Annotated in this window: 21 protein-coding genes; 15 read left to right on the forward strand and 6 right to left on the reverse strand. The window is 44.2% G+C overall.

Going from position 1 to position 21,379, the window contains the following annotated elements:
* The first annotated feature begins 29 nt into the window (after positions 1 to 29).
* The 3 genes from DPF90_RS08210 to DPF90_RS08220 are packed head-to-tail and all read left to right on the forward strand — an operon-like array spanning position 30 to position 2,344.
* On the forward strand, positions 30 to 947 hold the full coding sequence (locus tag DPF90_RS08210) for a virulence factor BrkB family protein (RefSeq protein ID WP_114785855.1): 918 nt from the start codon (positions 30 to 32) through the stop codon (positions 945 to 947).
* The gene (dtd, locus tag DPF90_RS08215) at positions 919 to 1,353 is read left to right on the forward strand and encodes a D-aminoacyl-tRNA deacylase (RefSeq protein WP_114785856.1); all 435 of its coding nucleotides are present in this window, start codon (positions 919 to 921) and stop codon (positions 1,351 to 1,353) included. Before DPF90_RS08210 ends, dtd begins: the two co-directional genes overlap by 29 nt.
* A gap of 52 nt (positions 1,354 to 1,405) precedes the next feature.
* On the forward strand, positions 1,406 to 2,344 hold the full coding sequence (locus DPF90_RS08220) for a bifunctional GNAT family N-acetyltransferase/hotdog fold thioesterase (protein WP_114785857.1): 939 nt from the start codon (positions 1,406 to 1,408) through the stop codon (positions 2,342 to 2,344).
* On the opposite strand, the gene DPF90_RS08225 is transcribed toward DPF90_RS08220, so the two are convergent.
* The 4 genes from DPF90_RS08225 to hslR all read right to left on the reverse strand — a co-directional run bounded on the left by DPF90_RS08225 (position 2,299) and on the right by hslR (position 7,669).
* On the reverse strand, positions 2,299 to 4,230 hold the full coding sequence (locus DPF90_RS08225) for an AsmA family protein (protein ID WP_162814002.1): 1,932 nt from the start codon (positions 4,228 to 4,230) through the stop codon (positions 2,299 to 2,301). The genes DPF90_RS08220 and DPF90_RS08225 overlap by 46 nt on opposite strands.
* A gap of 156 nt (positions 4,231 to 4,386) precedes the next feature.
* Positions 4,387 to 6,015, reverse strand: a complete 1,629-nt coding sequence (gene pckA / locus DPF90_RS08230; RefSeq protein WP_114785859.1) for a phosphoenolpyruvate carboxykinase (ATP) — start codon at positions 6,013 to 6,015, stop codon at positions 4,387 to 4,389.
* 338 nt (positions 6,016 to 6,353) lie between these two features.
* Entirely contained in the window at positions 6,354 to 7,229 is an 876-nt protein-coding gene (gene hslO, locus DPF90_RS08235; RefSeq protein ID WP_114785860.1) for an Hsp33 family molecular chaperone HslO, read from the reverse strand.
* Between the two features lie 53 nt (positions 7,230 to 7,282).
* Positions 7,283 to 7,669 carry a ribosome-associated heat shock protein Hsp15 gene (hslR, locus tag DPF90_RS08240; RefSeq protein ID WP_114786016.1) on the reverse strand — a complete coding sequence of 129 codons (387 nt, stop codon included), beginning with the start codon at positions 7,667 to 7,669 and terminating at the stop codon, positions 7,283 to 7,285.
* 252 nt (positions 7,670 to 7,921) lie between these two features.
* Between hslR and gspC the strand changes: the two genes are divergently transcribed.
* Genes gspC through DPF90_RS08300 form a run of 12 tightly spaced genes read left to right on the forward strand, consistent with a single transcriptional unit; the run spans position 7,922 to position 19,144 of the window.
* Positions 7,922 to 8,788 (forward strand): type II secretion system protein GspC, encoded by an 867-nt coding sequence (gene gspC / locus DPF90_RS08245; RefSeq protein ID WP_114785861.1) that lies wholly within the window; start codon positions 7,922 to 7,924, stop codon positions 8,786 to 8,788.
* A 39-nt stretch (positions 8,789 to 8,827) separates the two neighbouring features.
* A complete protein-coding gene (gene gspD, locus DPF90_RS08250; RefSeq protein ID WP_114785862.1) occupies positions 8,828 to 10,861 on the forward strand; it encodes a type II secretion system secretin GspD in 2,034 nt (677 codons plus the stop codon).
* Positions 10,861 to 12,345, forward strand: a complete 1,485-nt coding sequence (gene gspE, locus DPF90_RS08255) for a type II secretion system ATPase GspE (RefSeq protein WP_114785863.1) — start codon at positions 10,861 to 10,863, stop codon at positions 12,343 to 12,345. Before gspD ends, gspE begins: the two co-directional genes overlap by 1 nt.
* Positions 12,345 to 13,568: a type II secretion system inner membrane protein GspF gene (gene gspF, locus DPF90_RS08260; protein ID WP_114785864.1), complete on the forward strand. Its 1,224-nt coding sequence runs from the start codon at positions 12,345 to 12,347 to the stop codon at positions 13,566 to 13,568. The genes gspE and gspF overlap by 1 nt, the downstream gene beginning before the upstream one ends.
* Positions 13,569 to 13,622: 54 nt before the next feature.
* Positions 13,623 to 14,066 (forward strand): type II secretion system major pseudopilin GspG, encoded by a 444-nt coding sequence (gene gspG, locus DPF90_RS08265; protein ID WP_114785865.1) that lies wholly within the window; start codon positions 13,623 to 13,625, stop codon positions 14,064 to 14,066.
* 36 nt (positions 14,067 to 14,102) lie between these two features.
* Positions 14,103 to 14,702 carry a type II secretion system minor pseudopilin GspH gene (gspH, locus tag DPF90_RS08270; protein WP_114785866.1) on the forward strand — a complete coding sequence of 200 codons (600 nt, stop codon included), beginning with the start codon at positions 14,103 to 14,105 and terminating at the stop codon, positions 14,700 to 14,702.
* Entirely contained in the window at positions 14,692 to 15,045 is a 354-nt protein-coding gene (gene gspI / locus DPF90_RS08275) for a type II secretion system minor pseudopilin GspI (RefSeq protein WP_114785867.1), read from the forward strand. The genes gspH and gspI overlap by 11 nt, the downstream gene beginning before the upstream one ends.
* Positions 15,032 to 15,679, forward strand: coding sequence for a type II secretion system minor pseudopilin GspJ (gene gspJ / locus DPF90_RS08280; protein WP_114785868.1), 648 nt, complete (start codon positions 15,032 to 15,034; stop codon positions 15,677 to 15,679). The genes gspI and gspJ overlap by 14 nt, the downstream gene beginning before the upstream one ends.
* The gene (gene gspK / locus DPF90_RS08285) at positions 15,679 to 16,698 is read left to right on the forward strand and encodes a type II secretion system minor pseudopilin GspK (protein WP_114786017.1); all 1,020 of its coding nucleotides are present in this window, start codon (positions 15,679 to 15,681) and stop codon (positions 16,696 to 16,698) included. Before gspJ ends, gspK begins: the two co-directional genes overlap by 1 nt.
* Complete coding sequence (gene gspL / locus DPF90_RS08290) at positions 16,661 to 17,872, forward strand: type II secretion system protein GspL (RefSeq protein ID WP_114785869.1); 1,212 nt, start codon at positions 16,661 to 16,663, stop codon at positions 17,870 to 17,872. The genes gspK and gspL overlap by 38 nt, the downstream gene beginning before the upstream one ends.
* Positions 17,873 to 17,881: 9 nt before the next feature.
* A complete protein-coding gene (locus tag DPF90_RS08295; RefSeq protein WP_114785870.1) occupies positions 17,882 to 18,373 on the forward strand; it encodes a type II secretion system protein M in 492 nt (163 codons plus the stop codon).
* 6 nt (positions 18,374 to 18,379) lie between these two features.
* Complete coding sequence (locus DPF90_RS08300; protein WP_114785871.1) at positions 18,380 to 19,144, forward strand: type II secretion system protein N; 765 nt, start codon at positions 18,380 to 18,382, stop codon at positions 19,142 to 19,144.
* A gap of 69 nt (positions 19,145 to 19,213) precedes the next feature.
* On the opposite strand, the gene envZ is transcribed toward DPF90_RS08300, so the two are convergent.
* Positions 19,214 to 20,527, reverse strand: a complete 1,314-nt coding sequence (gene envZ / locus DPF90_RS08305) for a two-component system sensor histidine kinase EnvZ (protein WP_114785872.1) — start codon at positions 20,525 to 20,527, stop codon at positions 19,214 to 19,216.
* Positions 20,528 to 20,597: 70 nt separating this feature from the next.
* Positions 20,598 to 21,317 (reverse strand): osmolarity response regulator transcription factor OmpR, encoded by a 720-nt coding sequence (gene ompR, locus DPF90_RS08310; RefSeq protein ID WP_114785873.1) that lies wholly within the window; start codon positions 21,315 to 21,317, stop codon positions 20,598 to 20,600.
* Positions 21,318 to 21,379 lie beyond the last annotated feature (62 nt).

Raw genomic sequence — 21,379 nt, forward strand, 5'->3', positions numbered from 1 at the left:
CCTTAGTTTTATTCTGATTGGGGGATTTGATGTTAAACATTGAGCAGATTAGCAAATATGGAGTGAGGTTTGGACGATACCTACTCGCAAGAATGCATCATGATAGAGTCAATGTTAATGCTGGTTACCTAGCTTACATCACCTTACTTTCCATTGTTCCTATGCTGACTGTGCTTTTGTCGGTGTTATCTTCGTTTGCGGTTTTCGCCAATGCCGGAGATGTTATTCAAGACTTTGTGATTACTCACTTCGTCCCTGCTGCTGGGGATGCGGTCAAGCAAGCTCTGCTCGAATTTGTGGCTAATACAGGTAAGATGACGGCGGTTGGCGGTTTGTTTTTGTTTGTTGCGGCTTTGATGCTGATTTCTAACATTGACAAGAATCTTAACTATATTTGGCGAGTTGAGCACAAACGCCGCAAAGTGTTTTCCTTTTCTATGTATTGGATGGTGCTGACACTGGGACCAATTTTAGTTGGTGCAAGCATTGCAGCCACTTCCTATGTTACCTCTTTAAAGATACTCGATAGTGATGCTATCTCAGGGATTTATGAGCTGATATTACGCTGGCTGCCCTTTTTACTGTCATTTTTTGCCTTTATGGGGCTATATATTCTAGTTCCTAACAAAAAAGTTTATATATCACATGCATTTATAGGTGCTATCGTTGCTGCTTTATTGTTTGAGGCAAGTAAAAAAGGTTTCGCTGCATACATAACCCAGTTTCCTTCGTATCAACTTATATACGGTGCTTTAGCGGCCATCCCAATTTTGTTTGTCTGGGTGTATTTATGTTGGTTGATTGTCTTGATTGGCGCAGAGGTGACGGCTGCTTTGGGTGAGCGTGATCAGTGGAGCGAACCACAAGAAGTGGTACACTTGGCCTCAGATAATGGTCAGCAGGAAGAAGGAAAGCGTAGTGATAGCACTGATCCAGAGAGTGAGTGAGGCCGCTGTACGAGTCAATGGTGAAGTTATTGGTGAAATAAATCATGGATTATTGGTGCTGTTAGGTGTTGAGAAAGGTGATGATGAAGCAAAAGCAAAGCGTTTAGTGGAGCGGGTAACGACTTATCGTGTGTTCAGCGATGACGAAGGTAAGATGAACCTCAATGTTAAACAGGTTGACGGTCAAGTGCTGGTGGTTTCCCAATTTACCTTACCAGCAGATACCAATAAAGGCACGCGAGCTGGCTTTTCACGCGGTGCTCATCCAGTTGACGCTGAGCGCCTTTATGACTATTTTGCTAACCAGTGTGCTGAATTGATACCAACCGAGCGTGGGCAGTTTGCAGCAGATATGAAGATTTCATTGGTTAATGATGGGCCAGTGACTTTCTGGTTACAGGTATAAAATTAAGATGTAAAAGCTGGTGGCTGTACGTAGCCAAAATACAGGGATTTTTATGTTTAAGCTGATCACCCCGCAAACGGATAATCAACTCAACAAGTATTATCACTTTCGCTGGCAGATGTTGCGCGAGCCGTGGCGTATGCCAATTGGATCTGAGCGCGATGAATATGACCCCATGAGCCACCATCGTATGATTGTTGATGGTAGGGGAAGACCAATGGCTGTAGGGCGCCTTTACATTACGCCTGATAGTGAAGGGCAGATACGTTACATGGCGGTCAAAAATACTCGCCGTAGTAAAGGTGTCGGTTCTCTGGTATTGGTGGCCTTGGAGTCATTAGCTCGCCAAGAAGGTGCTAAGCGTTTGGTTTGCAATGCTCGCGAGGATGCGATTTCTTTTTATGAAAAGAATGGGTTTGAGCGACGTGGCGAGCTTACTGATGAGCGTGGTCCTATTCGCCATCAGCAAATGGTTAAACAATTAGATCCTATGGCCAATGTACTGCGCCGTCCTGATTGGTGTAAAGAGTTGCAAGAGCGCTGGGAGCATCAAATCCCCATCAGTGATAAAATGGGAATTAAGATCAACCAATATACGGGTTATCAATTTGAATGTGGTTCGCAGTTAAACCCTAACTTAAACCCACATAATACCATGTTTGCGGGCTCTGCTTTTACACTAGCGACGTTAACGGGTTGGGGTATGACCTGGCTGTTGATGAAAGAACGTGGCCTAAGTGGCGATATTGTTCTCGCTGACAGCCAAATTCGCTACAGGCATCCAGTGACCGAAAACCCTGTTGCATCGACTTCTCTTGATGGGATTAGTGGCGACTTGGATCGTCTAGCTTCTGGGCGTAAAGCTCGAATCATTATTTACGTTACTATCTATAGTGGTGAGGTGCCAGCAGTCGAGTTTGTGGGCACTTACATGCTTCTTCCAGATTATAAATCATTGCTTGGTGGTCCCTCTACTGACGATACGGCTTGACGATTACTTTCAGGTGAACAGACTTCTTGTACTATATTGGTCTGACTTAAAATATCAGACCAAAGCCTTTTACACTCAGCTTCGCTGGTAAAAATTAAGGTGCCGAATTGGTATTTAGCAAGATCGATGTTACCTGCGAGTTGCGCCTTTTCCCCTTTAGCTGTGATTTGTATTCGGCCTCTGTCTATAGCTATCTTTATGGTGTTGAGAGGCCATTCTCTCTGATACGTTGTTTTATCATCATTTTGCACTCTCAGAGCGGCTTGATGTAGGTGTAAGTTAGCTGAGCCTGTTAGGCTATGTGCAAAGATTGGATAGTCTCCAGATAGCCCTTCAAGGTTAATGTCTGCTTCAGCCATTCCTATGACTTGAAAGGGTAATTTTTCTTGAAGCAAGGGCAAGTCGACGGGAAAACCATCGATGTTTAATGACAGTTGCCAAGGGGCGCTTAGCTCTCGTTTTTGCCACTGGCCATTGGCTTTTATGTATCCTCTTGCTAATGGCAAGAAGGCTCGCTCAATACTGATGTTTTCATTTTGAGCGGTGAGTTTAACAATGGCTTGTATGGTCAATAAATTATCTAAACTGGCATTGTTGGCACTTGCCTCTACGCTACCAGAGTACAAGCTAGGTTTGCCGTTTTGGATTAACTGCAAATCCTTGCCTTCAATATTGATGCCTGAAATTTGCCAGTAAGGGCGCTGCTCAACTTGAATCAATTGAGAGTTTTTAACCTCCAGTGTTTTGATTGTAAGAGTATCGAGAAAGCTTGATGCCTCATCCAAAATCACAACTAATTGGGTTGTATCCTCTAACCACTTAACACCTGAGACTTTGAGCGAGTTGAGGTCGACTTGCTTTTGAGTCAAAGAGCCACTCATTTGAATTCGACCTTGCTTGAAGTCTGCATCGAACTCATCCAGAGAAATAGCCGAGTTCGACATATTTAGTCTAGCGGTCGGGCTAATAAGACGCAGCTGTTCATAATCTATGCTTTCAGCGTTAAACGACAGGCTTGCTTGTTCTTGCTGCTTTAGAGCTTGATTGATGAAAAAGTTTTCTAGCGAAGCATCAATTTGATTGAGATTCCAGTTTCCATAACTAATGTCACTGTTGAGAATATCCAAACTGTTGATGTGATAGACAGGCAATGCTAAGGCTTGAAAGCCATTAAACAATTTCTCGACGGGTAAAGCTTTGGAAAGCTTGAGTTTATTTACGGTAACGTTAATCAGTGACCAGCCTTGCGGGTATTGCTCTGCTTGACCTGAAACATCGGCACCACGCCACTTAAAGGAAGCTCCATAGATGGTGCTATCTTGCGCTTGATATTGCGCGTCAATTAGCAACTTATCCAGAGCTTCGCCATACACGTACAACTGTTGGGCTGATAATTGAACTTTGCCATAGGGAACCGTCTGCTTTGGCGAAAGCCACTCTGGCTTTTGTATTTGCAGATTAACGTCCCGCGCTGACCAATTAGGTGCTTGAATATCAACATTTTGAAGAGCCAGCTGTTGTGTATTAAATGACTGTAATAGCGGCGAATTGAGCGCGCTCAGTGTTAAATTTGCCTCTTCGATCAAAATCGAATCAAAAGACAGTTTATTATCTTTCCAAAGTGATGAGGATGCCCAAAGCGAGAGTTTGGGAATGTGCAAATCTTGGTTGTCATCAGTTATATCGACGTCTGTCAGAGTCAATTGGTAGGGTGGCGAGTATGCTGCCTGCTGCACTTTTATCGTATAAGGTGAAAATTGGTCCAGAATGACATTGACAATTTTCCCTGAATAAGGTGATTGGAGCAGAAAAAACATTGAGACTATCAACAAGCTGCTTACACAAACTATGATAACAGAGGTGATGACGAAGACTTTTTTTAACATTCCAACCTTCTCCCAGTACAGACTCCAGCTAGCTTGGAACATTTTTCTTTTTCAGGCAACAAAAAGCCCCTTTAACTAGGGGCTTAACATCTAAATTTACCGACCTGCTTGCTTTGTTACCTTGAAAATATCGAGTTAACTAAAGCTTAGGCTGCATTAGTCGAGCTGAGGGCCAGCCGCGACTAAAGATTTACCTTCATCATTGTCTGTATATTTGGCAAAGTTATTGATAAAGCGCTGAGCAAGATCTTTGGCTTTATTTTCCCATTCTTGAGGCTCTGCATACGTGTCACGAGGATCGAGTATGCCAGAATCGACATCGTGCAATGCGGTTGGAACCTCCAGGTTGAAAATAGGAATATGCTTAGTGTCTGCGTTTTCAATTGAGCCATCTAGAATAGCATCTATAATTCCGCGAGTATCCTGAATTGAGATTCGTTTACCACTGCCATTCCAACCCGTATTGACGAGATATGCTTCTGCGCCTGCCGCTTCCATACGTTTAACCAGTACTTCAGCATATTTGGTTGGATGTAGGGTTAGGAAAGCGGCGCCAAAACACGCTGAGAAAGTTGGTGTTGGCTCAGTAATTCCACGTTCGGTACCAGCAAGTTTTGCCGTAAAGCCTGAGAGGAAATGGTACTTTGTTTGTTCCGGTGTTAGCTTAGATACTGGTGGTAATACCCCAAATGCATCGGCTGACAGGAAGATCACTTTATTGGCATGTCCACCCTTTGATACAGGCTTGACGATATTCTCTATGTGCTCGATCGGGTAAGATACGCGAGTGTTTTCGGTTTTAGAACCATCATCAAAATCGATAGAACCATCGCTAAGCACAGTGACGTTTTCTAGCAATGCATCGCGTCGGATTGCATTGTATATATCAGGTTCAGCTTCTTTAGATAGCTTAATGGTTTTGGCATAGCAGCCACCTTCAAAGTTGAACACGCCGTCATCATCCCAGCCATGCTCATCATCACCAATAAGTGCGCGCTTAGGGTCGGTTGATAGGGTTGTCTTACCTGTTCCTGAAAGACCAAAGAATACTGCAACATCGCCATCTTTACCCATGTTGGCAGAGCAGTGCATGGAGGCAATATCCTGCAAAGGTAAGAAGTAGTTCATCATGGCGAACATGCCTTTTTTCATTTCGCCGCCGTACCATGTGCCACCGATAAGCTGCATACGCTCAGTTAGGTTAAACACAGTGAAGTTTTCTGAATTAAGACCGTGTTCTTGCCATTTTGTATTAGTACATTTAGCACCGTTCATTACCACAAAGTCGGGCTCAAATGTCTTTAATTCTTCTTCGCTAGGGCGAATGAACATATTTTTGACAAAGTGTGCTTGCCACGCGACTTCAGTAATCACGCGGATGCTCAGGCGAGTATCTGGATTGGCCCCGCAATAGCCATCAACTACAAAGACACGTTTACCAGAAAGTTGGCTGGTAACCTCGTCTTTGAGGTCATTCCAAACTTGCTGTGTGATTGGTTTGTTGTCATTTTTTACCGCGTCAGAAGTCCACCACATGTGCTCTTCTGTCGTTGCGTCTTTTACTATGTACTTATCTTTCGGTGAGCGCCCAGTAAAAATACCAGTGTCCACAGCCACGGCACCTAGTTCTGTTACCACGCCTTTTTCATAACCTTGTAGGTCGGCGCGAGTTTCTTCTTCGAACAGCATTTCGTAACTTGGGTTGCGAACAACCTCTTTTACGTTGTGAAGCCCATGTTTGGTAAGATCAATTGTTGCAGCCTGTGCATGCTCCATAACGGTCATAGGTGCTCCTTGTAGGAATATATCGTAGGGATGTTCTAATAATGTTTTAGTGGTTATCTGCTCACCATGCTAACAACGGGTGCTGGGCAAAACAGGGATGCAGTTCAAAAAGAATCCATGTTAGCCATTCGGTTTTCAGCGACTCATCACACAATAGCTGCGACAGTGTATCGCGTACGCAAAGGATTGCGCTAGAGATAAATTAATTATTAATATACAAAAATTAAGCGGTTGCTTTATTACGTAGTATAGTGGGTAAAAAGTGATGTTAGTCACAAAATACCAGGTTCCTCCTAGTCTTTTGATAAGAAAATTACAATCTTTTTGTGCTTTGTAAATTAATGCAGTGTGCTGTTGCCAGAATTGGCTTGAGCGAACAGCTCTTCTACTTGAGCTTGGTCAAAAGAATAGTTAGTTCCGCAGTAATCGCAATGCAAAGAAATTGAGCCTACTTCAGCCAAGATGTCGTTCACTTCCTTGCGTTCTAGAGTCACTATGGCCGCACCACTTTTCTCTCTCGAGCAGCCACAGTGGAAAACCACAGGTTGAGGTTCAAAGACGCGCACTTTCTCTTGGTTATACAAGCGATACAAGAGCTCATTCGCCTCAAGAGAGAATAACTCATCATCTTTTACTGTGTCTGTTAGCTGTTCAAGATGCTCAAAGTCTTCTGGACTTCCTTTGCCGTCAGGCATGATTTGTATCAGCATGCCAGCAGCTTGTGGTTTACCTTGGTGTTCGCCAGTTCGTATCCAAAGACGAGTTTTAAGCTGCTCTGAATTGGCAAAGTATCCCTCTAGAATTTCTGCTAAGCTGTCGCCTTCAAGAGCAACAATACCTTGATAGCGCTCAGCGTTTTTCGGCTCAATAGTGATAACCAAATAGCCTTTGCCCATCATATCGTGAATGCTTGCATCGTCTTTTATGTCGCCTTCCCAACGCGCTACGCCACGAACTTTTTGGTCATTGTCGCCATTAATTACGGCTAGGGACACAGGGCCATCACCCTGCAACTGCATGGTAATAGAACCTTCGAACTTTAGTGTGGCGGTTAACAATGTGGCAGAGACTAATAGCTCACCTAAGAGTATTTTCAGAGGTGTGGGGTATTCCTTACTGGAGATAATCCGTTGGTATTCATCACTCAATTGCACCAATTCGCCACGTACTGAAAGGTCTTCAAAGAGATAACGGTTTAAAACATTGTGTGCCATTAAGTATTTCCTCGTACGTATGGTACAGATATCAGCGGCATGCAGGCTGATATTTATTGGTGTTTAAATTTAATTATATCGCGTCGCTGCTTTTTGTCTGGGCGGCGATCGGGGCTGGGGTTGTGAGCATGAAGTCTTCTCTGCGTTGCATTCTCTTCACGTTTAGCAAGACTGCTTTCAGTTTCACTGTACAGAGTTTGTGCTTCTGGTGCTCCGCGCCTTTGGTCAGAAATCTTTTCTATCACCACGGTTTTTTCCTCATGACCTTGGCGAAGTGTAATGATGGCTCCTAACTCGACGGTTTTACTTGGTTTGCTGCGTTGACCATTGTAATGGACTTTCCCGCCATCGACCATATTACGAGCAATGGAGCGTGTTTTATAAAAGCGAGCAGCCCAGAGCCATTTATCGAGCCTCACTGCTTCAATTTCTGCAACCATAGTGGATACTAACCTCTGACTGATATCAATCTTGTGCCAAATTATCTGACTAACAATGGTGACACAGCGCTCATTTTTCAAGGTACATGACAAAATTATGTATCTTTGTGTGTTAATCAGTTCGATTACAGTGTTGGTGGTTGAATATTTTGGTAGAATGCTCAGTTCAAACGAAAACGTTAATTTAAAAATACTTGCTAAGTAACAAATACCTAGCATAGCTTTGTCAGCTGGTTATCGAAAGGATTGTGAGTGAATATTCGTGGTGTAATTCAACTGGACACTTTTGTGAAAAATCAGGATCGCTTAAGTGCAGTGACAACCGTCATATTGCTAGCAATGAGTGCATGGGTTGCTGGCGCTTTAATTTGGCAGCCGCTGGAATCTCAGTCAGTGACGGCTTGGAAGCCTTCTACTTTTTCGAATAATGTTGAGAAAGGAGCAGGCTTAAATATTGCTGATCTACAAAATAGCCATTTATTTGGTCGCTATCAGGCGAATGCTCCGGCAGTGAAGAAAAAAGTGGTCACTGAAGCACCTAAAAGTCGTTTGAGCGTTGTTCTCGTCGGTGTTGTAACCAGTAGTGAAGAGGGCAAAAACTTAGCGGTAGTGTCCAACAGAGGCCAACAAGCCACCTATGGTATTGGTGAAACACTTGAAGGTACAAGAGCGACAGTCGTTGAAGTACTCTATGACCGCATTATAGTGGATAACTCAGGCCGCAATGAAACAGTCATGTTGGAAGGGTTAAAATACACTAAAGATCCTCAACCTCAGCCGAAATCCAAATCAGTCAAGGCAGAGGTATCAGCTGATAAGTTAGATGAAATTCGTACGGCCATCCGTAAAGACCCCAAACAAATTTTCCAATATGTTCGCATGTCTCAAATGAAAAGGGATGGTGAAGTCATAGGGTATCGTCTGTCCCCAGGCAGAGATAAAGAGTTGTTTGAATCGGTTGGTCTAAAACCTGGAGATGTCGCAACGCAGATTAACGGCCAAAGTCTGAGTAACCCTGCTGCTATGGGTGAGATTTTTAAAAACATGTCTTCGCTTACAGAGCTCAATCTGACGGTAGAAAGGGATGGCCAATCTTTTGAAATTTATATTGAATTATAATAATGATGCAAACGCATACATCATTCCGAGGAGTAGAAGGTGAACCATTGGCTTAAAAAAAGCGCTTGGCTTTTAGCAGGAAGCTTATTGACGTTTCCCGCTGCGGTAGTGGCGAATGAATACAGTGCGAGCTTTAAAGGCACAGATATTCAGGAATTTATTAATATTGTTGGCCGAAATCTAGAAAAAACGATTATTGTTGACCCTTCAGTGCGGGGCAAAATAGATGTTCGCAGTTATGATATGCTGACGGAAAAGCAATATTACAGCTTCTTTCTTAATGTTCTGGAAGTCTATGGATACGCGGTCGTTGAAATGGATAACGGTGTTATTAAGGTTATCAAGTCAAAAGATGCGAAAACTTCTGCGATCCCAGTCGTTGGTGATGGCGCCATTGGCGGTGATGCTGTTGTGACCCGTGTGGTGGCTGTACGTAATGTGTCAGTTAGGGAGTTATCTCCTTTGTTGCGTCAGCTTAACGACAATGCTGGAGCTGGTAATGTGGTTCACTATGACCCTGCCAACATAATTCTTATCACAGGCCGCGCTGCTGTAGTTAACCGATTAGCCGATATCATTAAACGAGTAGACCAAGCCGGCGACAAAGAAATTGAAGTGGTTGAGCTTGATAACGCCTCGGCTGCGGAAATGGTTCGTATCGTTGAGGCTTTGAATAAGACCACAGATAACAAAAGCACCCCAGCTTTCCTTCAACCTAAACTGGTTGCAGATGATCGCACCAACTCTATTCTAATCTCTGGAGATCCTCAGGTTCGCCAGAGGTTGCGCAAGCTTATTAAGCAGCTTGATGTTGAAATGGCAACTAAGGGCAACAACCGTGTTGTCTATCTGAAGTATGCCAAAGCAGAAGATTTGGTCGATGTGTTGAAAGGGGTATCAGACAACCTTGAAGATGAGAAGTCAACGGGGACTAAAGGGGCAAAAACTTCCAAGCGAAGTGAGGTGATGATCTCAGCTCATGAAGGGACTAATGCTTTGGTTTTGACCGCGCCGCCAGATATTATGAACTCTTTGCTTGATGTGATATCTCAGATTGATATTCGCCGAGCACAAGTTTTAATTGAGGCCTTAATTGTAGAAATGTCAGAGGGTGATGGGATTAATCTAGGCGTGCAGTGGGGTTCGCTGGAAACCGGCGCAGTGGTTCAATATCCAAATTCGGGAGCGCAAATAGGTCAAGTTCTGGTTGGCTTGGAAGAGGCAAAAGACCAAACAACGATAGAGCAGAGATATAACGCAACCACGCAACAATACGATAGTGTGCCAATAACAGAATCTGGTAGCTACGATACTCTAGCCTCAGCGTTGGGCGGTGTGAATGGTGCTGCACTCAGCGTTGTTATGGGGGATTGGACGGCCTTGATCAGTGCCGTTTCAAGCGATACTCAGTCTAATATCCTATCTTCACCAAGTATTACTGTGGTTGACAATGAAGAGGCGAAATTTATCGTTGGCGAGGAGGTTCCGGTAATAACAGGTTCGCAGACGGGCTCAAACAACGACAACCCATTCCAAACGGTCGAACGTAAAGACGTAGGCGTTCAGCTGACGGTTACGCCGCAAATCAATGAAGGTACGTCAGTCCAATTGACTATTACCCAAGAAGTGTCCAATGTGCTGCCAGCAACGACTAATGCAGCGGTGGATGTGAGTTTTGCCAAGCGTCAGCTCAATACCACGGTTATGGTAGAAGATGGACAAATGATAGTACTCGGCGGTCTTATCGATGAGCAAACTACAGAAAGTGAGTCTAAGGTCCCGCTTTTGGGTGACATTCCTTACTTAGGCCGATTATTTAAATCCACCAGTTCGCAAAAGACGAAAAGGAATCTGATGGTATTTATTAAGCCGACTATCATGCGTGATGGCTTAACGGCTGATGGTATCACGCAGCGTAAATACAACTTTATCCGTGCAGAGCAGCTGTATAAAGCAGAGGAAGGTATCAAGCTGATGGGCGATGTGCCAGTACCAGTATTGCCAAAGTTTGGAGATGACATTCGACATCCTGCAGAAATACAGGCCTTCTTGGATCAGATGGAAGCCCAGTGATGGATGAAGTAATCACATTTCGCCGCTTACCTTTTAGCTTTGCTAATCGATTTAAAATGGTCTTGGAGCCGAGTGAGCAAGGGTTGGTCCTCTACTATGTAGCTCCTTTGGCTTTTGAAGCACTGCTTGAAGTTAAGCGAATTGTTGGTGAAGGTTTCGAAATCCAAGAAGTATCGAAAGAATCTTTTGATACCAAGCTCACAGAAGCTTATCAACGCGATTCATCGGAAGCTCGTCAGTTGATGGAAGATCTCGGTGCCGATAACGATGATTTTTTCTCTTTGGCAGAAGACTTGCCACAAGATGAAGACTTATTAGAGTCTGACGATGATGCGCCAATTATCAAGTTGATTAACGCCATGCTCGGCGAAGCGATCAAAGAAGGTGCTTCGGATATTCATATTGAAACCTTCGAGAAAGCGCTGTCTATTCGTTTTCGCATTGATGGTGTTTTACGTGATGTGTTGTCCCCAAGTAGAAAGCTTGCTCCTTTGTTAGTTTCTAGGGTCAAGGTTATGGCCAAACTGGATATAGCAGAAAAGCGCATTCCTCAAGATGGCCGTATTTCACTGCGTATTGGTGGTCGAGCAGTTGATGTTCGTGTGTCGACCATGCCATCTTCACATGGCGAACGTGTGGTAATGCGACTACTCGATAAAAATGCCACTCGTCTTGATTTGCACAGTCTAGGAATGACACCTGAGAACCACGCGAACTTTCGTACCATGATTGAACGCCCCCATGGCATTATTTTGGTTACTGGTCCTACAGGTTCAGGTAAATCGACCACTTTGTATGCTGGGCTTCAGGAGCTTAACAGTAATGAGCGTAACATTCTTACCGTTGAAGATCCGATTGAATTTGATATTGATGGGATAGGACAAACTCAGGTAAACCCTAAAGTTGATATGACTTTTGCTCGCGGCCTGAGAGCAATATTACGTCAAGATCCTGATGTGGTTATGGTGGGCGAAATACGTGACTTAGAAACTGCTCAAATCGCGGTTCAAGCCTCTTTGACCGGGCACTTGGTTATGTCGACCCTGCATACCAATACTGCTGTTGGTGCAATCACTCGCTTGCGAGATATGGGAATTGAGCCATTTCTGATTTCTTCTTCACTACTTGGTGTTTTGGCTCAGCGTCTGGTTCGGACTTTGTGCTCCGAATGTAAAGAGCCTTATCAAGCGGATAAAGAGACGAAAAAGCTGTTCGAACTTAATGAGCAAGATGAGCTAACTCTGTTCAAGCCCAAAGGGTGTGAACACTGCAATAACAAAGGTTATCGAGGTCGTACCGGTATTCATGAGCTTCTTGTTGTCGATGAGCAGGTACAAGAGAGTATTCATAGTGAAGCCGGTGAACAAGCGATTGAAAAAGTGATTCGCCAATATACGCCAAGTATTCGTCAAGATGGTCTAAGCAAGGTTCGTAATGGCATTACCTCTCTTGAAGAAGTAATGAGAGTGACGAAGGAAGGTTAATGGCAGCATTTGAATACAAAGCTCTAAATAAAAAGGGAAAAAACCAAAAGGGTGTTATTGAAGGTGATAACGCTCGCCAAGTTCGTGCTCGCCTTAAAGAGCAGGGTCTAATTCCGATTGAAGTGACAGAAACACGGCAAAAAGCCAAGAAGCAAAATGAGCAAGCGGCGTTTACCTTCAAACGTGGTATTAGTACCCCTGATTTAGCTTTGATTACCCGTCAGCTCGCTACCTTGGTGCAGTCGGGTATGCCGCTGGAGGAATGTCTTAAGGCCGTGTCTGAGCAATCAGAAAAGCCACGTATCCGAACCATGCTTTTGGCGGTTCGTTCGAAAGTGACGGAGGGTTATACCCTGTCTGACAGCCTGTCTGATTTTCCCCATATCTTCGATGATTTGTTTCGCTCTATGGTGTCTGCAGGAGAAAAGTCGGGTCATTTAGATGCTGTTTTGGAGCGCTTGGCTGATTATGCAGAAAATCGCCAAAAAATGCGCTCAAAGCTGCAACAAGCCATGATTTATCCAGTGGTACTGGTTGTTTTTGCGATTGGCATTGTGGCCTTTTTATTGGCGGCTGTGGTACCTAAAATTATTGGTCAATTTGTGCAAATGGGGCAGGAATTACCTCAATCGACTCAGATCCTTTTGGCATCGAGTGATTTTATTCAACATTGGGGAATCCAGATTTTCTTTGTTATCGTGGCTTTGGTTTATGCGTCTAAGTTTGCTTTGAGCAAACCCAATTTGCGCTTGAGCTGGGATCGTAAAGTTGTACATATGCCATTAATCGGCAAAATCTCACGTGGCTTAAATACGTCACGTTTTGCACGCACGTTATCCATTTGTACTTCAAGTGCTATCCCGATACTTGAAGGTATGAAGGTCGCGGTTGATGTGATGTCTAATCACTATGTAAAACAGCAAGTTCTAAGTGCTACAGATAATGTTCGTGAAGGTGCGAGCCTTAGAAAATCTCTTGAACAAACTAAGTTATTCCCGCCAATGATGCTGCATATGATAGCCAGTGGTGAGCAAAGTGGAGAGTTGGAAAGCATGCTCACCCGCGCAGCGGATACCCAAGATGCGAATTTTGAATCCACAGTCAATATTGCGTTAGGTATCTTTACCCCAGCTCTTATCGCCTTGATGGCCGGGCTGGTTCTGTTTATTGTGATGGCCACTATGATGCCAATTTTGGAAATGAATAACTTAATGAGTGGTTAGTCATAGTCAGGTGACTTTTCCCGTCTTGATACGAGTTTTTATTTGGAGAATCTAATGAAAGGAAATATGAGTAAGCAGTCTGGTTTCACTCTGCTAGAAGTAATGGTCGTTATTGTTATTCTGGGTATTCTAGCCAGTTTTGTTGTCCCTAACCTACTAGGTAATAAAGAAAAAGCTGACCAGCAGAAAGCCATTACGGATATTGTTGCGCTAGAAAATGCACTTGATATGTACAAACTGGATAACAGTGTTTATCCAACCACAGATCAAGGTTTAGAAGCATTGGTTAAAAAACCGTCCAGCCCTGAGCCTCGTAACTACCGCGAGGGAGGCTATGTTAAGCGCCTGCCGACAGACCCTTGGGGTAATGACTACCAGTACTTAAGCCCTGGCGATCACGGCAATGTGGATATCTTTACACTGGGAGCAGACGGCCAAGAAGGTGGTGAAGGTGTAAATGCCGATATAGGCAACTGGAACATTCAGGACTTTCAATAAGGTAGTGGCGGCATAATAAGCCGCCCTCTTTTTCCTATGCATCAAACACACTTAAATCGCTTTCGAGCAGGATTTACATTGCTCGAAATTTTGCTTGTTTTAGTATTAGTTTCATTGGCATCTGTCGCGGTAATTTCAACCCTACCGACTAATGCTAAAGATGAATCAAAGAAGCAAGCACAGTCACTCTATCAACGTCTCTTGCTGCTTAATGAAGAGGCAATGTTGAGTGGGCGCGATTATGGTTTAAGAGTGGATGAAAAAAAGTCTACTTATTATCTGATGACACTAGAAAGTGAAGGCTGGAAAAAACTCAACATTGAACAAATCCCCTATGAAACAAAGGTGGAAGAGTCAGCGACCATATCCTTAGCCTTGGGTGGCAGTTCTTGGAATGATGATAGGTTGTTTAAACCTGATGGTTTGTTTAATGATGAACTGTTTGACGATCTGTTTGAAAAGAAAAAACTTCCGCCTCCGCAAATCTTCATTGTTTCTAGCGGAGAGGTGACGCCATTTACAGTCTCTATCTATCCGCGACAAGGTGATGAAGAGCAAGATGCATGGAAAGTTACCGCTAAAGAGAATGGTCAGATAGTGCTTTTAGCTCCAGGAGAGAGTCTTGATGAAAGCTAAACGCGGAATGACGTTATTAGAGGTATTAATTGCTTTAGCTATTTTTGCCACCGCTGCTATTGCAACGATTCGTTCGGTCAGTCAGCATATTAATACGCTCAGTTATCTTGAAGAAAAAACCTTCGCTGCCTTGGTGGCGGATAACCAAATGGCGCAAGTCTTACTGTCACAAAGCAAGCCGAGCAAAAAGAAAGGTAAAGATGAATTAGCTGGTCGAGAGTGGTTTTGGTCGATAGAGCCAGTAGCAACCGAAGGTGATATTCTTCAAGCTTTTGATGTTAAGGTTGCGACCAGTGAAAAAGGCTCTCCTGTGGTAACGGTAAGAAGCTATGTACAAAAATAAAATGCCTCTCAAGCCGTCGGGTTTTACTCTTATTGAAGTACTGGTTGCTATTGCTATTTTTGCTAGCTTAAGTGTTGGTGCCTATCAAGTGCTGAATCAGGTGCAGCGCAGTAATGCTTTGTCACTTGAGCGTAGTGAAAGATTAAAAGTGCTGCAGCGAACTCTCGTTTATATGGATGGTGATTTTCGCCAGATGGCGACACGTCAAACCCGAACCAACGGCGCAGAATCCAATGGTATGTTGCTGCAATGGAAGGAGTATCTTTTGGACTCTGATGCAAAAGGGATCATGTTTACTCGTTTAGGTTGGCATAATCCACAGCAGCAATTCCCTCGAGGAGAGATCAGCAAAGTCGGTTATCGAATAAAAGATGATGTGCTTGAGAGAGTGTGGTGGCGTTATGCTGATACTCCAGCGGGCCAAGAGGGTATCTCTTTACCTCTTATCGATAAAGTAGAGTCTTTTGACGTTAAGTTTTTAGAAGGTGCAGACTGGAAAAAAGAATGGACCAAGAAAGACGCACTGCCAAAGGCAGTATCTGTCGAATTGCAATTGAAGGATTATGGCAAGATTGAGCGCATTTATTTAGTTGCTGGCAGTGAAGTAAGTACTGCAGAGGAGAAGACGCAATGATGAGGCGCTCTCAGAAGGGGGTTGCCCTTATCGTTATTTTGCTTCTTTTAGCTGTCATGGTGAGCGTTGCCGCGAGTATGGCTGATCGGCTTTTTACCCAATTTAAGCGCGCGCAAAATCAGATAAATTACCAGCAAGCTTATTGGTATAGTTTGAGTGTTGAAGCTTTGGCGAAATATGGCATCGAGCAAAGTTATCAAGATAACCCAGATAGTATTAACCTATCTCAGCCTTGGGCCAATGAATTTAATAGTTTACCACTCGATTATGGTACTGTTAGTGGCAAGTTAATTGATGCACAGGCATGCTTTAATATCAATGCATTGGCGGGTTTAGGGGCAAGTGCAGGTGCCTCTCAGGTGCCATTTTTGGTGGCTAGGTTTCAAAACCTACTTGAAGAGTTAGAAGTAGAGAACTATCAGGCGGAAACAATATCTCAGTCTCTTTGGGAGTATACCGATAGTAATGATTCGGTGAATTCACCTTCAGGCGCTGAAGATAGCTATTATGAGGGTTTGTCTCCAGCCTATCTAAGCGCTAATACTTTGCTCGCGGATAGCAGTGAGCTGCGAGCGGTCAAAGAAGTCAGTGGCGATGCCATGGAAAAAATTAATTCTATGATTTGCGCATTGCCCACCAGTGATTTACGCCTTAATGTGAATACTATACCGGCAGAGCATGCCGCTTTGCTGGTTGCTATGTTTTATCCTAACTTGAGCGCATCACAAGCAAAAGAAATTTTGGATGGTCGAGGCCCAGATGGATGGGCCTCGATAGACAACTTTATGAGTCAAGCTGCGTTGAGTAGTTTGAGTGATGAAGTCAAAAAGGAAGTAAAAAAGTATTTGAGTGTCGATAGCAAGTATTTTGAAATGGATGCTGAAGTATTGGTGGATAACTCTAGGGTGCGACTTCGCAGCCTGTTATTTAGTGATGACAAAAAAACTGCAACGGTAGTACGCCGTCGCTTTGGAGGGATCGGTGAACGAGTTTCTAATCGTTCGGCTGAGCAAAAATAAAACAGCGATAATTCAGTGGCTGGTTTGGTCTGAAATCCAAAAGGAAGTGATAGCGAGCGGTGAGCTGCAGGATCGTCAGGATATATCAGATCTTACCCACTATGCGCAAGGGCGTCAGTTAGTTTTGTTGGTGTCGACTGCCAACTTGGTATTAACTCAAGTCGATATTCCTGCTGGGGCAAATCGTCAGCTCGAGTCGATGCTGCCATTTCTGCTTGAGGATGATATTGCTCAAGATGTTGATGAGCTACATTTTACTGTGCTTGCTAAGCAAGATGGTAAAGCACATGTGTGCGGAATAGATCATTGTTGGTTGGAGGCCATTATTGCTGACTTTCGTGAGCTAGGCCTTGTGGTGCGCAAAGTGATACCAGATGCGCTTGCCTTACCAGTTTCAGAAGAGATAAGCCTCACAGCAGTAGAAGTGGATGGTCAGTGGTTGGTAAAAAAAGGCTCTTATCAAGCCATGAGTATTGAAGAATCTTGGCTTCATCTTCTGGCACAATCTGGATGGGTTAAGCAAGGTGATGATTATCTGCTGCTTAAGGCGTTTTCGCCTTTGCCCAATATAGAGTTAAGCCAAGATCAAGACTGGAAAAGTGAGTCACCTAAACTGGTGATGCAACTGCTGGCAGAAGGTGCAGTACAAAGTAAATTGAACCTTCTATCGGGTGAGTTTAAGCCCAAATCTTCACTTGGTCGCCACCTTAAAGTTTGGCGCAAAACGGGTATAGCGGCTGGTGTGCTGCTTTTTGTGGTCGGTGTAAATAACTGGCTGCACATCCAAAATGCTGAAGCGCAAGCCAATGCTTACCGCAGTGAGAGTGAACGTATATTTCGTCAAATAACCAACAAAAATAAAATTCCAACTATCACTTATATGAAGCGGGAGTTGCTGCGAGAGGAAAAAATGTTGTCTGGTGGCGGTGGCGATTCCGTACTTGATTGGATGATAAAAATGCCTCAAGTGATGAAGCAAGTTCCGGGACTGAAATTGACCAGCTTTAAATACGATGGCTCTAGAGGTGAGGTGCGATTGCAAGCACAGAGTAATGACTTTCAAACCTTTGAAAAAGCTCGAGAGCTGATGTCAGATAAATTCACTGTTGAGCAAGGACAATTGAGTAAGTCAGGTTCTTTAGTCAATGGTACTTTTGTGCTTAAGCGTCTGTAAGAGGTGGAGATGAAGCAGTTATTAACATCAATACAGCTTTGGTGGATGAAGGCCAGCCAACGTGAGCAACGTATGTTGATGGTTTGCGGTGCATTTTTGTTTTTGGGTATCCTCTATTGGGGCATTATACAGCCTGTGGTTCAAAGGGCAGATGCCGCGACGCAGCGCATTCAAAATGAAAAGCAGCTTTTGACTTGGGTGAAGGATAAAGCGGACACTATTAATCAACTTCGCGCAAAAGGCGGTATGTCCTCATCCGGTTTACCTTTAAACCAATCTATCTCTTCTACCGCTTCTCGTTTTGATGCGGAGCTTGTTAGGGTCCAGCCTCGTGGCGAGGAGCTGCAAGTGTGGGTGCAACCTATGCCATTTAATCGTTTGATTGATTGGATGACTTTCTTGAAAGAAAACTATGGTGTGTCTGCAACTTTTATGGATATTGATAAAGGCGATCAAGAAGGAACTGTTGAAATTAAGCGCCTCCAGTTTGTAAAAGGATAGTCTGCAGTGAAAAAAATAATTCTGCTGAGCTTGGCTCTGTTTATGGTGTTTTTAATAAGTGCTATTGCACATTTGCCCGCTCAGATAGCGCTGAATTATCTGCCTTTGCCCCAACAGCTTATGGTAAGCGGGGTCACAGGCTCTTTTTGGAATGGTCGAGCTGATGCTGTTCAGTGGCAAAATAGTAACTATGGTTCTCTGAACTGGCAGTTATCACCACTTAAGCTCCTGCTCGGTAAAGCAGAGGCGCAAGTACGCTTTGGTCAGGGTAGCGATATGCATATCTCCGGGCGAGGAACTGTCGGTTTAAGTATGTCTGGTCCTTATGCCCACAAGTTAGTTGCTTCTCTTCCTGTTGAGAAAGCCCTTGAGCTAGCTCCGCCGCTTCCCATTCCAATTGAACTTAGCGGTAAAGTGGAATTGAGTATTCAATCTATGGTTTATGCTGCGCCATATTGTCAATCGGCTACCGGCTCATTGGTGTGGAATACAGACAAAGTTGTTACTCCTCTTGACGAACTAAAGCTAGGTCCAGTTATTGCCAACTTTACTTGTGACAATAGTGACATAAAGGTGAAAGCGGAGCAAAGCAGTCAAGATGTGGTAAGTTCAGGCGATCTTGAACTTAGCTCAAATCACACTTATCAAGCATCGGCATGGTTTAAGCCTGGGGAAAGTTTCCCTCAAGCTTTCGCGGAGCAATTGAAGTGGCTACCCTCGCCAGATGGGCAAGGCCGCTATCAGCTTAGTTACCAAGGTAAGCTTAACTAAAGACCGCAACTTGAGTTAGATATTTGCCAGAAATAGGCGTTTATATTTGTGGCAAATATCGAGATTGGGCTAGCTAGCTTTGATGGTTGGAAAACTAATTTGCGCTCTAAGTCCGCCATTGCTGCGATTATTAATAGTGACGCTGCCTTGGTGCTGATTGGCGATGCGTTTAACTATCGCTAGACCGAGCCCTGTGCCTTCACTTCCACGAGCCGTGTCCCCTCGAGTAAAGGGCTCAAACAGCTTTCCTATCTGACCTTCCTCGATCCCTGGTCCATTATCTTCAATACAAACCCATGCAAGTGCATTATCTGCTGTGATACCCGTGCTGACTTTAACCCAGCCATTGCCGTAACGCATAGCATTGATCACAAGGTTAGTAATGGCGCGCTTGATAGCAATCGGGCTTCCATAGGCAAACTTGAGTGGCCTGTGATACTCAGTTTCGATTTTTACTTCATATCCACCTTCAGCAGAGCTCACTTCATTGGCGATGTCGTTTAGATTAACAGCAACAAACGTTTCTCTGTCGACGGGTTTTAGATAATCCATAAACTGATTGATGATCTGATTGCATTCTTCAGTGTCGCTGATGATACCTTCAGCAAGATAGCTGTCTTGTGGTGACATCATTTCGGTCGCGAGACGAATGCGTGTCAATGGTGTTCTTAAATCGTGACTAATACCAGCCATGAGTAAGGTTCTGTCTTCTTCAAGTGCTTGAATGCCTTTGGCCATTTGATTAAAAGCGCGGGTAACGGCGCGAATTTCTGATGCTCCTTTAACTGGTAAAGGAGGAGGGATTTCACCTTGTCCCACACCTTTGGCGGCTTTTTCTAGCGCAATAAGGGGCCGGTTTTGTAAACGGATAAAAAGCCAACCTCCTGCAACAATTAGTAAAGCCACTAATAAGCTATTGCGAAACAGTGGCGCAAAGTCTTCTTCATGTAATTCGGACAGTGGAATACGAAGAACGGAGCCGGGTAAGGAGTCGATTTTCATCCATAATATATAGCTGTCTGCTCCGAGCGTCATGCGCACATCGGTTTGAGTGCCTAGCTCTTTGCTCATCTCTTCACTCATAAGATCTATGCTCATTCCCTGATAATACTCGGCCGCAATTGGGCTATCCTCACTGTGAATAGTAACGCCGAGCTGCTCAAGCACTCTCCTTCGCAGTGGCGCATCCATTTGGAGTTGGTGCTCGGCATTTGCAGAATCATCGAGCATAAGGCTGATTTCATGGCCGAGAATCTTATTGAACTGTTGCATGCTGGGCATTAAAGCGTAGTTGAAAACAGCGTAATAAGAATAAATTTGGCTTGCGATAAGTAAGGTGAAAAAGATAAAAATTGATTGGGTAAATGAGCTAGTAATACGCATGCCAGTAACCTTAGTCACAATGAATAAAAGAAATGCGAGACATAAGCTCGCATGCTTACCGGATTAGCTATTATGCCTCTTTGCCATCTGGAACAAAAACATAACCTAGCCCCCAGACAGTTTGTATGTAGCGTGGCTTACTCGGGTCGAGTTCAAGCATGCGGCGTAAGCGTGATATTTGTACGTCAATCGAGCGCTCCATCGCAGAATACTCTCGGCCTCTGGCCATATTCATCAGCTTATCTCGAGACATGGGCTCTCTGGCGTTGGTGACCAGTGCCTTTAAAACGGCGAATTCCCCAGATGTCAGAGGCATGGATTCTTCGCCTTTAAACATCTCTCGCGTGCCTAGATTAAGGCTAAACTCACCAAACTCGACCACAGATTCTTCAGCGCTAGGAGCGCCGGGAAGTTCAACCGTTTGACGACGTAATACGGCCTTGATTCGAGCAAGCAGTTCGCGGGGATTAAATGGTTTAGGTAGATAGTCATCTGCGCCTACTTCTAAACCGACAATGCGATCGATCTCATCGCCTTTGGCGGTTAGCATTAAAATCGGAAGAGTGCTGTTTGCATTGCGTAGCCGTCGGCAGATAGATAAGCCATCCTCTCCTGGTAACATGAGATCCAGCACCATTAAATGGAAGTTTTCACGGGTCAATAGGCGGTCCATTTGTTCGCTGTTGGCAACACTACGTACTTGAAAGCCTTGCTCAGACAAGTAACGCTCTAACAGTGCACGTAAACGTGCATCGTCATCAACAACCAAAATTTTGTGCTTTTCTTGCATAGAATGCTTCCACCTATTTGTATATCCAGTGCTCAGAGTGAGGGGCTAGGACTTTTGCCTTG

Source organism: Vibrio tetraodonis (assembly GCF_003350295.1).
Taxonomy (GTDB): Bacteria; Pseudomonadota; Gammaproteobacteria; order Enterobacterales; family Vibrionaceae; genus Vibrio; species Vibrio tetraodonis.